Annotated in this window: 13 protein-coding genes; 6 read left to right on the forward strand and 7 right to left on the reverse strand. The window is 49.5% G+C overall.

Going from position 1 to position 12261, the window contains the following annotated elements; genetic code table 11:
* Positions 1–3: 3 nt before the first annotated feature.
* Complete coding sequence (locus ACYVB1_RS21095; RefSeq protein ID WP_460925799.1) at positions 4–915, reverse strand: alpha/beta fold hydrolase; 912 nt, start codon at positions 913–915, stop codon at positions 4–6.
* Between the two features lie 108 nt (positions 916–1023).
* On the opposite strand from ACYVB1_RS21095, the gene arfB reads away from it, so the two are divergent.
* On the forward strand, positions 1024–1437 hold the full coding sequence (gene arfB, locus ACYVB1_RS21100; RefSeq protein ID WP_460925800.1) for an alternative ribosome rescue aminoacyl-tRNA hydrolase ArfB: 414 nt from the start codon (positions 1024–1026) through the stop codon (positions 1435–1437).
* Here arfB and ACYVB1_RS21105 read toward each other — a convergent pair.
* Together ACYVB1_RS21105 and ACYVB1_RS21110 are read right to left on the reverse strand one after the other, a co-directional pair.
* Positions 1434–1865: a hypothetical protein gene (locus ACYVB1_RS21105; protein WP_460925801.1), complete on the reverse strand. Its 432-nt coding sequence runs from the start codon at positions 1863–1865 to the stop codon at positions 1434–1436. The genes arfB and ACYVB1_RS21105 overlap by 4 nt on opposite strands.
* A 77-nt stretch (positions 1866–1942) precedes the next feature.
* Positions 1943–3892 carry a S9 family peptidase gene (locus ACYVB1_RS21110; protein ID WP_460925802.1) on the reverse strand — a complete coding sequence of 650 codons (1950 nt, stop codon included), beginning with the start codon at positions 3890–3892 and terminating at the stop codon, positions 1943–1945.
* 175 nt (positions 3893–4067) lie between these two features.
* Here ACYVB1_RS21110 and ACYVB1_RS21115 point away from each other — a divergent pair, with 175 nt between their 5' ends.
* Entirely contained in the window at positions 4068–4628 is a 561-nt protein-coding gene (locus ACYVB1_RS21115) for a hypothetical protein (protein ID WP_460925803.1), read from the forward strand.
* A 785-nt stretch (positions 4629–5413) separates the two neighbouring features.
* Here the strand turns inward: ACYVB1_RS21115 and ACYVB1_RS21120 are convergent.
* The 3 genes from ACYVB1_RS21120 to ACYVB1_RS21130 form a co-directional block, all read right to left on the reverse strand.
* Positions 5414–5569: a hypothetical protein gene (locus tag ACYVB1_RS21120; protein WP_460925804.1), complete on the reverse strand. Its 156-nt coding sequence runs from the start codon at positions 5567–5569 to the stop codon at positions 5414–5416.
* Positions 5570–5631: 62 nt separating this feature from the next.
* Entirely contained in the window at positions 5632–5796 is a 165-nt protein-coding gene (locus ACYVB1_RS21125; RefSeq protein WP_460925805.1) for a hypothetical protein, read from the reverse strand.
* A 59-nt stretch (positions 5797–5855) separates the two neighbouring features.
* Positions 5856–6041 carry a hypothetical protein gene (locus ACYVB1_RS21130; RefSeq protein WP_460925806.1) on the reverse strand — a complete coding sequence of 62 codons (186 nt, stop codon included), beginning with the start codon at positions 6039–6041 and terminating at the stop codon, positions 5856–5858.
* A gap of 351 nt (positions 6042–6392) precedes the next feature.
* Here ACYVB1_RS21130 and ACYVB1_RS21135 point away from each other — a divergent pair, with 351 nt between their 5' ends.
* Together ACYVB1_RS21135 and ACYVB1_RS21140 are read left to right on the forward strand one after the other, a co-directional pair.
* Positions 6393–7265 (forward strand): sterol desaturase family protein, encoded by an 873-nt coding sequence (locus tag ACYVB1_RS21135; RefSeq protein WP_460925807.1) that lies wholly within the window; start codon positions 6393–6395, stop codon positions 7263–7265.
* Positions 7266–7374: 109 nt separating this feature from the next.
* Positions 7375–8220: a cyanophycinase gene (locus ACYVB1_RS21140; RefSeq protein WP_460925808.1), complete on the forward strand. Its 846-nt coding sequence runs from the start codon at positions 7375–7377 to the stop codon at positions 8218–8220.
* Positions 8221–8246: 26 nt separating this feature from the next.
* On the opposite strand, the gene ACYVB1_RS21145 is transcribed toward ACYVB1_RS21140, so the two are convergent.
* Positions 8247–9158, reverse strand: coding sequence for an NAD(P)/FAD-dependent oxidoreductase (locus ACYVB1_RS21145; RefSeq protein WP_460925809.1), 912 nt, complete (start codon positions 9156–9158; stop codon positions 8247–8249).
* Between the two features lie 344 nt (positions 9159–9502).
* On the opposite strand from ACYVB1_RS21145, the gene ACYVB1_RS21150 reads away from it, so the two are divergent.
* Entirely contained in the window at positions 9503–10735 is a 1233-nt protein-coding gene (locus ACYVB1_RS21150) for an OmpP1/FadL family transporter (RefSeq protein WP_460925810.1), read from the forward strand.
* Between the two features lie 15 nt (positions 10736–10750).
* Positions 10751–12172, forward strand: coding sequence for an SGNH/GDSL hydrolase family protein (locus ACYVB1_RS21155; RefSeq protein ID WP_460925811.1), 1422 nt, complete (start codon positions 10751–10753; stop codon positions 12170–12172).
* Positions 12173–12261 lie beyond the last annotated feature (89 nt).

The following is a 12261-nucleotide window of genomic DNA, read 5'->3' on the forward strand; positions in this document are numbered from 1 at the left end:
TATCTAATTCAGCTTCGCCAGAAAGCCTTTGATGTGCTTCCGGAACTGTTCCGGCTGCTCCTGGTAGGGGCAATGGCCGGTCTTCAGGTGGTGATAGGTGGCTTTCGGGAATTTGAACGTTTTGTGGTGCTCTGGGCCAATGGAATAGTCGTACTTGCCGGCAAAAACCAGCACTGGCACGTTGATAGCAGCCGTCTTTTGCGTAAAGTCCTGTTCATACTCCGGGTAATTCCAGACATTACTGCCGAAGTGCCAGTTAAGGGTGGTGTCCATAACAGCAGCCATTGCCTGGAACATGCTCTTGTCGCGGTACATCATTTTGTACATCAGGTCTTTCTCATTTAGTTTCTGCACCACCCCTCCCAGCGCCTGCCCAACGGGCGCTCCAGGCTGCCGCAGATCCGAGGCAGGCACCTGCAGGAAGCGGGCACCCTCTTTTATGTAGCTTTCCAGCGAGCTGCTGAGGTTGAGTGTACTGTTCACATAAATAACGCCCTGCACCTGCTTCGGATGCTGGAAGGCATACTCTGTAGCCATGGTGCCCCCAAAAGAGTGCGGCATCAGGAGCCATTTCTTGTACCCTAAGTGCTCCCGCAGCTCTTCAAAGTCCTGTACCATACGGGCCAAGGAGTAATCGTTGCTCTTTGGGCTGGAGGAGCGGCCGCAGCCGCGCTGGTCTACGTAAATCATGGTCATGTCCTGCTCCACCACATCGCCACCGAGGGCGTAGAAGTATTTGGTCCAGGAGCCGGGCCCTCCATGTATAAAGAGGCAGGGCTTGCCCTCTCCGGCTATGCGCACGTAGAGCTGCACACTATCGGAAGTGGTGAAGAAAAAAGACTTTTGCACGGCTTGTGAGACCATTGGCAAACATAGCAGCGCCAGAAACAGCAAGGTAAGGAAAGGCTTTTTCATATGTCACGGGATGTAATAATTTGATGTAATTTGGTGATATTTTCCTATAGACGAAACTGTACCCGTAAAGACGCATCAGGATAAAGCTTTTTTCGGTATTCTTATATTATGATGGATTTACAGGAAAGGGATTTTGAAAAAGAGCTGCAGTTCCAGGCATCCCGAAGCGGGGGAGCCGGCGGGCAGAACGTGAACAAAGTAGCCACTAAGGTAGAGCTGCGTTTTGATGTGCAGCATTCCGAGCTACTGACGGAGGAGGAAAAAGCGCTGGTGCAGGAAAAGCTGGCAAACCGCATTAACAACGAAGGCTACCTGCAGGTGGTGTGCCAGACTGAGCGCACCCAGCTGAAGAACAAGGAAACCTGCATTAACCGGTTCTACGAACTGCTGCGGCAGGCCCTTACAAAACAGAAAAAACGAAAAGCCACCAAGCCCAGCCGGGCCAGTGTCAGAAAGCGACTTGAGGGCAAAAAACGGCAGGCTGACAAAAAATCTAACCGCAGTTTCCGGAGCGACTATTAGTACTCAAAATACTTGGCAGGTATCAGCCTGTCCTGTTTCTGATCATTCCAGACGATGGAGTACACGTACCATTTATCCTTCACCTGTATAAACTGAATGCTGTTGATACCTATGGAGAAGGGTTCCGAATCATCCTCATTCAGAAAAGCCTTATAGGTGCTGAAGCGGTGGGCAATTTTACCGAACACCTCGGTTCGCGACACGATTTCCTGCTCCAGAAAGGCTGTTAAACGACCAGCCTCCACCTGTCTTTCCACAGCCTCAATAAACTGCTGCACCGTAAATTCCTGCGGCAGTTCATCATTGTTATTCACCAACCGGCCTCCTTCATAAAACAACCCTGGCAGCCTGTGCAGGTCTGGCCGGTATCCCTTTTTAAAGCTAATGCTCTGATACAGGGTCTGTGTGAGTTCATCTAATTCTTGCATGGCGGTGGTATTTATAAGTAAAATGTTGTTGCAGAGGCCAAGTAGGGCAACTTTCAGTAACAGCCGCCCCGCCTGTTTTACTTTTTGCTGCTGGCACCGCCACCTGTAGCCTTGCCGCTTCCCTTCAGGTAAGTATTCAGAAAGTTCAGGATGGCGCTGTAACCTTTTATCTGGTTTTCCTTTTTCACAAAACCGTGGCCTTCATCGTCAAACACTACATACTCTACCGGCACATTGTTAGCCTTTACCGCTGCTACTATCTCGTCAGACTCTACTTTCAGCACGCGGGGATCGTTTGCACCCTGCAGCACTATCAGCGGTTTCTCTATCTGGTGCGCAAAGAACAACGGTGATTTGTTGTAGAGCGCAACAGAATCCGTAGCAGGGTTCCCCAGCTCTTTATAAAGTGACTCTCGCATGGCCTCCCAATAGGGCGGAATGCTTTGCAGGGTACGCAGCCAGTTGGCTACACCAAAAAGGTTCACGCCCACGGCAAACTCGTCCGGCGTAAAGGCCAGGCCTGCCAGCACCATGTAGCCCCCGTAGCTACCGCCCATAATGCCTATTTTATCTTCGGCCACGTAGCCAGTGGCTGCCAGATACTTCTTCGCCTCAATGCAGTCTCTCAGGTCCACGTCACCATGCTTCAGATCGTCGGCAGCATAAAAGGTTTTGCCGTAGCCGGAACTGCCACGGTTATTCACAGCCAATATGGCGTAGCCATGGTTAACGAGGTACTGCATTAGTGGGCTGTAGTTAAGGCGCGTCTGGCCGCCGGGGCCACCATGTATCCAAAGCAGAGCCGGCACCTTGTTATCCGGCCCTGCGTCATGGGGCTTCATGAGCAGGGCCGGAATTTCGAGTCCATCATAAGATTTGTACCGGATTACTTCCGCATTTACCAGGTCAGCCTGGTTAACCTCCGGGTTCATGGTGTTGGTAAGCTGCGTGCTTTTGTCATTAGCAAAGCTATGCACGTAGAGGTTGCTTGGTGAGGTGGGGCTGTTTACGTAAAACGCCATCAGCTCACTGTTGTCTGAAATATCTACTCCTGTTATATCACCGGCGGGCACCTCCGGCAGCTGCACCAGTTGGTTGGTGGTAGTATCGTAAATCTTTACCTCGGTGCGGGCATCGTTATTTATGCCAGTCACACGGTACCTGCCATCGCGGGAGAAATAGCTGTACATAATATCCCAGTTTGCATTCTCCACAGCCTCTGTTTTTCCACTGGCCAGGTCATAGCTTTTAAGCGCCATAAATTCCCCTTCCTCATCCGTCAGGTAATAAAGCCTGCTGTTATCGGGCGTAAAGGCCTGCGGGCTGTATTTGATAGCGCTGGCATGGTCCGTCAGCTTCTTCAGCTGCTTTGTAGCCGTGTTGTAGAGGTACATGTCGCTGCTGTTGGTGTTGATGCTCTTGGTGAGCGCCACATGCTTTTTATCGCGGGATATAGCCGAAACATTGAAACCCTGCTCATTTTGCATCACCAGCCTGGGGGTAAGGCTCTGCAGGTCCATCTCATACAGGTCGAAGTACCTGGGGTCGCGCTTGTTGGAGAGAAAGAAAAAGCTGTTCTCATCGTGGCTCCAGCCTGCAAAAGAAGCTTTGGCCCTGGCCTCTGGTGTCAGGTCTTTCGAGGAGCCATCGGGATAACGGACGAACAGGTGCGTAATTTCATCGCCCCCCTTGTCGCTGGAGTATAAAATACGCTCATCTTTAGGGAAGTATGATATTACAAACACCGAGTTATCCGTTGAGTTGGTAAGCTGGCGCGGCTCACCTCCTGCTACGGGAACTTCAAAAGCATTGTAAACGCCTGTTTCGTTGCTGGAATAAAGTATCTTTGTGTTATCGGGAGAGAAATCGCTGCCGGTAATGGAGGTTGTGTTCATGAACTGCTCAATGGTATAGGTTTTCACCACCGGCTCCATTGTCTGGTTTTCGTTGGAAGTGCTTTTCTGGCAGCCAGAGACCAAGGCTAGCACTGCAAAGGCGGCAGGCGCCCAGGCTATTTTTTTTCCCATGTCTTTTCTGTTAAAGGGCATTAACTACAGAGTAAGCTACTGAATTTCAGACACAAAAAAAACAGGAAGTTTTTATAAAGTAGCGGTAACTGCAAAGGCCTTTAAAAACAAACCTGAAGCCGATTTTCAGGTAAGGTATTTGCTGCCACTGCTATAAAATTATCACCCTTAGTTTATGTACAAACGAGTATTGTTGATAGCGTGCCTGCTCTGCGGGCTGAGTGTAGTAAGTGAGGCACAGAAGTATAGAACAGCAGCCGGCGCGCGCATTGAGAGTGACCGCTTTGGGATAACCCTGCAACAGAAGCTGCATGATCAGGGCACTATAGAGGCTATCGCAGCCGTTGGCGCCCGCGACTACAGCGTGACAGGCCTGTATGAGTGGCATTTCCCGCTACTGGGCAAGCGCTTTAATTACTACCTGGGCGCGGGGGCACACATCGGCAACCTGAAAGACAGGGGCGTGTTTACGGGAGGAGACGCGATACTGGGCGTAGAGTATAAGGTGAATGGCCTGCCCTTCCTGCTTTCCGCCGATGTGAAGCCTGCTTTCCACATCAACCACGAAGACTGGATTCAGCTTTCTTCGGGTATTTCTATACGTTACGTGATTATAAAGGAGAAAAAAGAGAAGAAGAGCCTGTGGCCTTTTGGCAAGCAGGACGACAAGAAAAAGAAGAACCAAAGCAACAGGCCCGGCATCTTCGACATCTTTAAAGACAAAGACGATAATTAATCTTGCCAGCACCAATGAAACTTCGTTCAGGCTAACTGCAGGTAAACGGTTCTAAAAAAGAAAAAGCCCGGTGGGGTCCGGGCTTTTTTCAGAAGTTGAGCTTTGTCTGGCAGCGAGCATAAAGCGGGCTCTTGTAGCTGTTTAAGTTCGTTTTCATTATGGCTGTGGCAGGGGTAGCCACAGCTTTATCTAAAATAACCAGCAAAGCCTGCTACCAGACAGTTGAAGTTGGTAATCAATAAAGGGGTTTGCTCTTCTTCTTTCTGTTTATTTTAAAGTAAACCGGGACTTGCTTATGCCTGCTCCTTCCTGTCCGCCAGAGCGGCTTTAAGCAGCAAAAGTACGTTGCTTCAGCCACACAGCAGGATTTATCAACAGTGCTGAAACCTTGGCATGGGCACAGCAACATAAGCCGTACATCCAGTGTTTGTAGCACAACCATCAGGCACCGGGAAGTATAAAAGAAGCCTGCCTGCTCTGCCACACCTTACCTGCCTCACTCTCCTCCTAATACACTGACGCTTAAGGCTTGATTGATGTGCTTTTCCCGTTAAGCTTATGTAAAATTAAAGAAGGTGTTTCGGCCATAAAAGGTATCACGAGCCTGTAATGCAACATGGCTTTGGAAGGTATAATATTCCTTTTACCAGCTTATTTATAGGCATAGCCACTAAAAAAGATATTTTTTTCTGGTAGAAAAAGCAGCTTTTGCAACATCGCACTGTTGCTCCTGCTTTTTAAATTAGGGAGGGCTGCTTTTGCAACCCCAGGCTATTTAGTAGCTGCTATATAGTAGCTATAGTCTGAGGTTGCGTTGGGGCTTCCTGCGCAGCAGCTAACAACTGCTGACGTTCTGCTAAGAGTTCGCGCTGGTCGAGGATGTCTTTGCAGGCAAAACAGAAAGCAAGTAGCAGAGCGAATAAAAGAACAAGAATTTTCATAGTTGTATTTTGACTAATGGCGGCAAGCGGTACTCTTTTCTTAAATGGTTTTAGACGAACTGTTAACTACGCACAGCAGTAATTTCCACAACCGGCAGCATATTGCCGTGGTGCTTGTACTCATTCAGCACCTGTCTGGCACTTATTTCCTTCATGTCTGAAGCTGACTTTTTAACTGTTGCTCCGAAAGCAAGTACAATGGCGAAAAGAAGAATGATAATTTTCATAGTAGTATTTTTTATAGCGTTTTAATTGTTTCAAGTCATCTGCTGGCAGGGAAGCAGGGTTATGAGCTAGGCGCAATAACCTCTACTTCTGGCAGCAGGTTAGGGTAGTGCTGGTATCTTTTAAGTTCTCTTTGGTTTTGGTTCATCTCATTTCTTGTGGAGATTTCCCTTAAGTCGTTTGCTGACTTTTTGAAATTGGCACCCATACCGAATGCGAAGGCGAAAAGAAGGATTATGATTTTCATGGTCGTACTATTTAAAGGTTATCATTTTATTTATGTTCTGCTCTAATAGATAATAACTTAGGGTAAAAGGTTGCTTGGTAGCGCTATGATTTTTTTTATTTCTTTTTAGCAGATTACATGAAGTGTGCCAATACTTACAATACGTTTATTATCAATTAATTAGCTATAAAATTGAGATATATTCCCTAGCAAAAAGTGTCCGGTGCCGAACACTTAATTGTTCGCTACCGAACATGTTCAGATTTCAAGGATACCGACAGCTCTGGCGGCTCCTCCTTTTTTCTGAAAAAGCCACTTTACAAGGGCATGGCCGCCGTAACTTAACAGGAGCTTTAGCGGTAGCTTAGGGTAATGAAAATCATGTTCCCGAAGTTTGACCGAATAGGCATGCCGCTCCTTGGAGTAGCCGCCGCAGCACTGTTTGTGCTGGAGGCGAAGCGGCAGCTACGTACACGCACCCGCCCTAAATTTGAGCGCCTCCTGGAAAATGGCAGCGTGGCAGCAGCAGCTCTGCCTGCTTTGCGGCTGCTGCTGGTACCGGGCATGTATGCCGCTGCACACAAAGCCAGTAAATACAGGTTTGGTTTGCTTAGGCGGCTGCCGCTACCTGAATGGGCACGCTATACTGCAGGGTTTCTGCTGCTCGATTACACCAACTACCTCTGGCACGTGCTGCTGCACAGGTCAGACCTGCTGTGGCGCTTCCACAACGTGCACCATGCAGACCTGGACCTGGACCTTTCCACTGCCTGGCGCTTTCATATAGGGGAAAACATTGCCTCTGTGCCTTACCGTAGCGCTGCTACTGCGTTGCTAGGTATACCTGCGCCACTGGTGCTTTTTTATGAGGTCATTTTTGAGGGCTGCACTGCTTTTCACCATGCTAGTATAAGGTTGCCTTACAGGGTGGAGCGGCAGCTGTGCAAGCTGATGGTAACGCCACGCATGCACGGCATCCACCACTCTATTGTGGCCCGGGAAACCAACAGCAACTTCTCTGTTATCTTCTCCTGCTGGGACCGCCTGCACCGTTCGTTACGCCTTAATGTGCCGCAGGACGAAATCACCATCGGCGTGCCATCGTACCGCGACCCGAAAGAACAGTCTGCAAAGCACCTCTTAATGATGCCGTTTGCGCCGCAGCGGCCGTGGCAGCTGCCGGATGGCACCGTGCCGGAACGGCAAGCGCAACCCTTTCAGGAGGAGGAGTTGCTGCTTCCTTGATGTAAAGTGCAGCAAAAAGCTATAACATTAGTTGAACGTACTCCTGTTTTGCCTCAACCCGGCAGCACCACACGCAGTATAAGGTACATCTTTGTGTGTAAACGTGAGCATGGAACAAGTAAGAGGAAAACTAATTGCATTGGGAGGAGGAGATGACGATGGGTTGATAAAATTGATCCGGTCGGATATATGTGAGTTAACCTCGCATATTGAAGTGATAGCCACAGCCACTCCCCAGCCTTCAGATGCGGTAGAATCCGGGAATGCCTATAAAGAGGCATTTGAGGAGTTAGGCTGCCATAACGTGCACTTCATGCACATAGACGAAGAGCACCCTGCCGACACTGCCGGGAACCTACAGCGCATTGGCAAGGCAAGCGTCATCTTCTTTACAGGTGGGGACCAGGTGCGGCTCGCAAACTTCCTGAACGGTACAAAGCTGCTCAATACCATGCGCCACCGCTACCGCACCGAAGACATCATTATAGCAGGTACAAGCGCTGGTGCAGCAGTGATGTCGGATCGGATGATTTATAACGGCTATGGCCATTATTCGCTCATCAAGGGTGAGATGAAAACAACAGAGGGTTGCTCTTTTATCAAAAACGTCTACATCGATTCTCACTTTGCAGAACGTGGCCGCTTTGGCCGCTTGGCTCATGCTGTTGCCCATGACCCTGAATATGTGGGTATAGGCCTGAGCGAAGAAACAGGCATCATCATAAAAGAAGGAGACCAGGTAGAGGTGTTTGGGACAGGAGTAGTAACCATTATAGATGCCAGTGAAATCCGCTTCTCTAATACCCGGGATGTAGAGGAAAATGAGCCGATTGCAGTAGAGAACCTGAAAATGCACCTGCTGGTGCACGGCTACCGATATTGCCTGCGGGAACACCTGTTTCAGCCGGTACCGCAAAACGAAAGCGCTACCTCCAGGGCTATGCCCGAGAAGTAGCGCTTTCTGAATAGCCTGGAGCTGCTTTAGCCCACTTTCTTTCTGTCTTCCTGCTGTAGCTCCATGTTGATGGCAACACCCGCTTTGGCGCCCTCTGCGGCCGCCACTATGACCATTTGTACATCACGGGCGGCATCTCCGGCAACATAAAGCCCCGGTATATTCGACTGCTGCTGGCGGCGGGTTTTTATGACCCCTTTGCTTGTAAACTCGCAGCCTAGCATCTCTCCCAGGTTAGACTGCTGCTTAGTGCCTTCTGAAAAGAACATTGCCTGCTGTGCACGCCTCTCCTCGTCTTGCAACACGATGTGCTGGAGGTTGCCGTCTTCTCCCTCCAGGCGTAAAACCTTTCTTTTCTCAACCTTTACGTCGTTTGCCTCCAGCAACTCCAGGTCATCGCGCAGCAGTTTGTCTGTACCGTCCGTGTACAAGGTTATATCATTACTCCAGTTCTTCATAGCCAGCGCCTGCCCAATGCCGCTGCGGTCTTTCCCGTACACAGCAATTGCCTTGTCTCGGTTTTCCCAGCCATCGCAGTAAGGGCAGTGGTGCACGGTTTTGCCATAGAAAGCCTCGAAGCCTTCCACCTCCGGCCAGTTATCTTTCAGGCCTGTGGCCAGCAGCAGTTTGCGCGAGTGGTACACCTCGCCGGCTGCATCGTTTACAACAAACTGCCCTTTACTGTAGGTAGCAGACGCTACCTCCATATCCTTCAGCTCAACCCCGTACTTTACCAGCTCTGACCTACCTTTTTCTATAAACTCACGCGGGTTCACGCCGTCACTGGACAGGAAGCCGTTCATGCTCCTGGCCCAGCGGTTCCGGGGCTGGCCACCATCAAACACGACAACTTTTCGCCTGGAGCGCCCCAATAACATTGCTGCGTTAAGCCCGGCCGGTCCGCCCCCTATAATAATCACATCGTACATAAGCCTCATTTTTGATTCCGAAGGTTTCTAAACGTAGCGCAGCTGAATAAGATAGACGAAATGGCAGGATAAAATTATACTTTACCTACAGCAGCAACAGCACATGCCAGCTTTGCCCTGAAGCGATGCGGAAACATTGTTTTCTGATGTAGAAGAGCCGCTAAACAGACAATCTTTTTGCAATATTTATACTTCTTTAAGCAGCGTGAAAACCTGTCGCTGCACTGGTTTGGAAGGCCATTTTCATTTTTCGACCGAAATCAAAAAATATTTGAAAAACATATTGCCAGTAGCAGCATTAGCGATATATTTGTTTAGACGAATCATCACCCTACATTATACATTACGCGTTTATGAAAAGTAAAATTTTAGCCTTATTAGGCGGCACTTTGCTCTCAGCTTCCGCTATGGCGGGAGGGTACCAGGTAAACCTGGCCAGTCAGCGCCAGATAGGTATGGGCCACACCGGCACCGGTATACAGACCGGAACATCCAGTATTTTCTTTAACCCAGGCGCCATGAGCTACCTGCGTGAGAACGGTGTGACAATTGGTGCTTCCGGCATTATGGCCAAAATCGCTTACCGGGCCCCTGAGCCAAGCGGTGTTCAGGAAATGACGGACAACCCGCTGGGGACTCCTTTCCAGTTCTATGGCGTGTTTGGAATAAACGATAAACTGAAGGCGGGCTTAGGTGTGTACACGCCGTTTGGTTCTTCTGTAGTATGGGGTGACCAGTGGAGCGGCCGGTTTGGCTTAAATGAGCTTTCCTTATCAGCTATATTCATACAGCCTACCCTAAGCTACCAGATAACCGACCAGATTGGTGTGGGTGTGGGCTTTGTGTACGCAGTAGGTGGTGTAAACCTGCAACGTAGCATTCCGGTGCAGAATCAGCAGGGAGAGTATGGCAAAGCAGAACTGGATGGAAATGCAAGCGGTGTTGGCTTTAACGCGGGCATCTTCTTTAAACCTTCAGAACAGTTTTCTGTGGGCCTGAACTACCGCTCAAAAGTAGACATGAGAGTGGAAGGCGGCGACGCTACCTTTACGGTTGCCCCGTCTATCAGCTCCCGTTTCCCGGCAGGCACGCAGTTTGACGCACAGCTTCCTTTACCTTCAACGCTTACCTTAGGTGTAGGCTTTATGCCAACTGATGGATTAACCGTGGCTGTAGACGTGAGCCGTGTAGGCTGGAGCGCCTATGAGAGCCTCCGCTTCGACTATACAGCAGAGGTGAACGGAGCCAATTTCTCTGAGAATGCCCGCAATTACGAGGACGCCTACATCTACCGTATCGGCGCGGAGTACAAGCTAGCAGATGCAGTGGCGCTGCGTGGCGGTGCTTACTATGACAGCACGCCTGTGCAGGAAGGGTACCTTACCCCTGAGACACCTGATTCCGATGCACTGGGCTTGTCTGCAGGTATTGGGGTTGCTGTTTCCGATAATTTCAGCATTGATGCCTCCTTCCTGTACATCAACAAAAAGCAAAGAACTGACACAGGCGCCTTGTCTGGCGGTATCCCCGGTACTTACAAGTCTGTTGCCTACATTCCGGGTGTTGGTTTAAATTTCAAATTTTAATTCTCCCTTAAGTATATGAAAAGACACCTATATAAATCCAGCTTATTAGCCCTTTCTGCTGGTTTGCTGCTCACCAGCTGTGATCCTGAGATTGATGCACCGGCTGCCAGTTCAGGCCAGGCTGATTTCACAAAGTACCTGGCAGTAGGCAACTCACTTACAGCCGGCTTCCAGGACAACGGCCTGTACCGTGAAGGCCAGGTAAACTCCTACCCTGCTATTCTTGCAAATCAGTTCGAGGAAGTGGGTGGAGGAGAGTTCGTCCAGCCACTTTTTACTGAGGATCAGCGTAATGGCTCCGGGTACCTTCGCCTTACAGGCTTTACAGCCACAGGCAGTCCTATCACAGAAACAGTTACTGAGAACCGTGCCATCAGAAGCGCCAGCCCGGTGCTTTTCACAAAATTTACTGACCCTGTTCAGAACTTAGGTGTACCGGGCCTGAAAGTAGCCGATATCAACGTACAGGGTTATGGCAGCACACAAGGCAACCCATACTTTGAGCGTATCACTCCTGAAAGCCAGGCAGGGCAGACATACCTGCAGCGTGTGCAGCAGTCTACTGACCATACGTTCTTCAGCTTGTGGCTGGGAAACAACGATGTGCTGAGCTACGCGACATCAGGAGGTGCCTCTGCCGCTGCATCTAACGCTATCACACCGGTGAATACTTTCGACGCCAATTACACCCAGTTGGTAACTGCTCTTACTGTCAACGGACAGGAGGGGATATTGGCCACTATCCCGAATGTAACAGGAATCCCATTCTTTACAACAGTTGGGCCGCAAATCAAAAATACCCTGACCACGAACAACGTACCCGGCATGGTGGCGATCACGGGGGCTGGCAAAGAGAGAGTTCAGTTCCTGACTTCTCAGATCAATGCCGCTGAGGATGGCGTGCTGTTTACTTTAACAGGTGCTCCTTATGCTCCTTTGCTAGGCCAGCCTACAGGTAAATACTGGAGAGACCTGGCAAAGCAGGTGAGCCCCAGCCAGACCAACCCTCTGGTTATAAGAGCTACTCTGGCGCAGTTGCTGCTAAACTATAGCATCGATACAACCCAGATGTTCGGTTTTTCGGCAGGTAACCCATGGCCAAGCGCACTGCTACTGGATGTGAATGAGCAAGATGCTGTTAAAGCTGCTACCACTTCCTTCAACAATATTATCAAAGCAACTGCTGAAGCAACAGGTCTTGCTTTGTGGGATGCTAATACTTACTTTAACTCGATTCAGACTGGCTTTGGCAATAACAACGTTGGCTACTCGCCTGCCTTTATTTCCGGCAACCTTTTCTCTCTGGATGGCGTGCACCTGACACCGAGAGGCTATGCGATTGTAGCGAATGAAATGATAAAGTCTGTCAACTCAACCTATAACTCCAGGATACCTACTGTGGATGTAACACAGTACAGAGCAGTTCTTTTCCCGTAAAGATTTTAAAGTTTAGATTTATACAATTAAAAAAGCACCTCAGGTTGAGGTGCTTTTTTTGTCTGCATCAGGATTTTTAGAATTCTTAG

This window comes from Pontibacter brevis (assembly GCF_054779655.1).

What these genes read in the sequence shown, in the direction of transcription:
- ACYVB1_RS21095 (WP_460925799.1), bottom strand. Translation starts at nt 915, where the DNA reads ATGAAAAAGCCTTTCCTTACCTTGCTGTTTCTGGCGCTGCTATGTTTG.
- arfB (WP_460925800.1), top strand. Translation starts at nt 1,024, where the DNA reads ATGATGGATTTACAGGAAAGGGATTTTGAAAAAGAGCTGCAGTTCCAG.
- ACYVB1_RS21105 (WP_460925801.1), bottom strand. Translation starts at nt 1,865, where the DNA reads ATGCAAGAATTAGATGAACTCACACAGACCCTGTATCAGAGCATTAGC.
- ACYVB1_RS21110 (WP_460925802.1), bottom strand. Translation starts at nt 3,892, where the DNA reads ATGGGAAAAAAAATAGCCTGGGCGCCTGCCGCCTTTGCAGTGCTAGCC.
- ACYVB1_RS21115 (WP_460925803.1), top strand. Translation starts at nt 4,068, where the DNA reads ATGTACAAACGAGTATTGTTGATAGCGTGCCTGCTCTGCGGGCTGAGT.
- ACYVB1_RS21120 (WP_460925804.1), bottom strand. Translation starts at nt 5,569, where the DNA reads ATGAAAATTCTTGTTCTTTTATTCGCTCTGCTACTTGCTTTCTGTTTT.
- ACYVB1_RS21125 (WP_460925805.1), bottom strand. Translation starts at nt 5,796, where the DNA reads ATGAAAATTATCATTCTTCTTTTCGCCATTGTACTTGCTTTCGGAGCA.
- ACYVB1_RS21130 (WP_460925806.1), bottom strand. Translation starts at nt 6,041, where the DNA reads ATGAAAATCATAATCCTTCTTTTCGCCTTCGCATTCGGTATGGGTGCC.
- ACYVB1_RS21135 (WP_460925807.1), top strand. Translation starts at nt 6,393, where the DNA reads ATGAAAATCATGTTCCCGAAGTTTGACCGAATAGGCATGCCGCTCCTT.
- ACYVB1_RS21140 (WP_460925808.1), top strand. Translation starts at nt 7,375, where the DNA reads ATGGAACAAGTAAGAGGAAAACTAATTGCATTGGGAGGAGGAGATGAC.
- ACYVB1_RS21145 (WP_460925809.1), bottom strand. Translation starts at nt 9,158, where the DNA reads ATGAGGCTTATGTACGATGTGATTATTATAGGGGGCGGACCGGCCGGG.
- ACYVB1_RS21150 (WP_460925810.1), top strand. Translation starts at nt 9,503, where the DNA reads ATGAAAAGTAAAATTTTAGCCTTATTAGGCGGCACTTTGCTCTCAGCT.
- ACYVB1_RS21155 (WP_460925811.1), top strand. Translation starts at nt 10,751, where the DNA reads ATGAAAAGACACCTATATAAATCCAGCTTATTAGCCCTTTCTGCTGGT.